Annotated in this window: 2 protein-coding genes; one reads left to right on the top strand and one right to left on the bottom strand. The window is 69.7% G+C overall.

The genetic code is table 11. From position 1 onward, the window contains the following. Nucleotides 1–31 precede the first annotated feature (31 nt). A complete protein-coding gene (locus tag ROTAS13_RS23915; RefSeq protein ID WP_083755698.1) occupies nucleotides 32–520 on the bottom strand; it encodes a MarR family winged helix-turn-helix transcriptional regulator in 489 nt (162 codons plus the stop codon). Nucleotides 521–634: 114 nt separating this feature from the next. Here ROTAS13_RS23915 and ROTAS13_RS23920 point away from each other — a divergent pair, with 114 nt between their 5' ends. Next, the gene (locus ROTAS13_RS23920) at nucleotides 635–1,534 is read left to right on the top strand and encodes a branched-chain amino acid aminotransferase (protein WP_075823615.1); all 900 of its coding nucleotides are present in this window, start codon (nucleotides 635–637) and stop codon (nucleotides 1,532–1,534) included. Nucleotides 1,535–1,869: the final 335 nt, after the last annotated feature.

The following is a 1,869-nucleotide window of genomic DNA, read 5'->3' on the forward strand; positions in this document are numbered from 1 at the left end:
CGCCTTACGGTGGAGCTGTGCGTAGATGTGATCAAGAGACAGGCATGACGCGCCGGAACCCGTCCACCGCGGCCGGGCCGGCCTCGCGATAGGCCCGGATCACCGTCTCCCGCTGCCGCTCGAAGAGTCGCCGCTCCAGCGCCCGCCCCGCTTCCGTCAGGCTCAGCAGCCGCTGCCGCCGGTCGGCCCGGCCTGTCGCCTGCTCGACATAGCCGCCCTCCACCAGCGGGGTGAGGACGCGGCCCAGCGACTGCTTGGTGATGTCCAGGATGGCGAGCAGCTCGCCCACCGTCAGCCCGGGCCGGCGGCCGACGAAATGCAGCACGCGATGATGCGCGCGGCCCAGCCCGATCTCCGCCAGCATGGCATCGGCCCCCGCGGTGAAGTCGCGGTAGCCGAAGAACAGCAGGTCCTGCGCCGCGCGCAGCTCCTCTTCGCGCAGGAAGAGGTGCTCGCGGCCGGCGGAGACGGGCGTCTTCTCCTTCACGGCGGGATGTCCTCCGGGAAGCCCGTCGGGCATGGCGGGCATGACTCCATGTTGGGTCAGGTTTATTGACACAAATCGAAGCAAAGGTCTAGTTTCCGCCTCGTAACGCAATTTTATTTCTCAAACCATGGCGCGAAGGTTCCAAACATGTCCCTGCTGCCTTTCGACGACCGCGATGGCTGGATCTGGATGGATGGCGAGTTCCTCCCCTGGCGCGAGGCGAAGCTGCATGTCCTGACCCACGGCCTGCATTATGCCTCCGGCATCTTCGAGGGCGAGCGCTGCTATGCCGGAAACATCTTCAAGCTGCGCGAGCACACCGAGCGCCTGATCCGGTCCGGCCGCCTCCTGGGCTTCGAGGTTCCCTTCACGGCCGACGAGATCGATGCCGCCTCGATCGAGACCGTGCGCCGCAACGGCCACACGGATGCCTATGTCCGTCCGGTCGCCTGGCGCGGCTCGGAAATGCTGGCCGTCTCCGCCCAGCGGACGAGGATCCACCTCGCCATCGCCTGCTGGGGCTGGCCCAACCTGTTCGGCGAGAACCGCATGAAGGGCGTCCGCCTCGGCATGGCCAGGTGGCGCCGCCCGGCCCCCGACACGGCCCCTACCGCCTCCAAGGCCTCCGGCCTCTACATGATCGGCACCCTCTCCAAGCACGCGGCGGAGGCCGAGGGCTTCGACGACGCCATGATGCTCGACTTCAAGGGCGACGTGGCCGAGGCGACCGGCGCCAACGCCTTCTTCGTCTTCGACGGAGAGCTGCACACCCCCACCCCCGTCTGCTTCCTGGACGGCATCACCCGCCGCACCGTGATGCGCCTCGCCCGGAACCGCCAGATGAAGGTGGTGGAGCGCACCATCCGCGCCGAGGAGCTGCCGAAGGCCACCGAGGTCTTCCTGGCCGGCACCGCCGCCGAGGTGACGCCCGTCCGCGCCATCGGCGAATACGCCTACACCCCGGGCCAGATCACCGAGACCCTGCTGTCCGACTACGAGAAGCTGGTCCGCATGTCCCCGGAGGAAGTCCACCGCCTGGCGGCCTGACCGCCCCTTCGGGAACGCCTGCCGCCTCGCCAGGGCCACGCGGCCCATGCCGCGGACGGTGCCGCCCCGTGGCGATCCGCTCCGGAATGCCGCAGGGGAGGCAGGCGGCGGCCTACGCAGGCAGGCTCCGGCTGTGCTATCTGCTGTGCTGCCTGCCGGGACAGGCTCGCCCCGGGCCGCCCTTCCTCCTGTCCAGGGTCCGCCCCTGTCCGGGCCCGCGGCCGGCGCCCGCCTGCCGCGGGGTCCCGGAAACCAGGACATCAGGACCATCTCGCGGAGGGACAGCAGACATGGCCGACGCCCCCCACCCGGCCTCCCCGGCCTCCCTGTCTCTT

The organism is Roseomonas sp. TAS13 (assembly GCF_001950415.1).
GTDB lineage: Bacteria > Pseudomonadota > Alphaproteobacteria > Acetobacterales > Acetobacteraceae > Roseomonas > Roseomonas mucosa.

What these genes read in the sequence shown, in the direction of transcription:
- ROTAS13_RS23920 (WP_075823615.1), top strand. Translation starts at nt 635, where the DNA reads ATGTCCCTGCTGCCTTTCGACGACCGCGATGGCTGGATCTGGATGGAT.
- ROTAS13_RS23915 (WP_083755698.1), bottom strand. Translation starts at nt 520, where the DNA reads ATGCCCGACGGGCTTCCCGGAGGACATCCCGCCGTGAAGGAGAAGACG.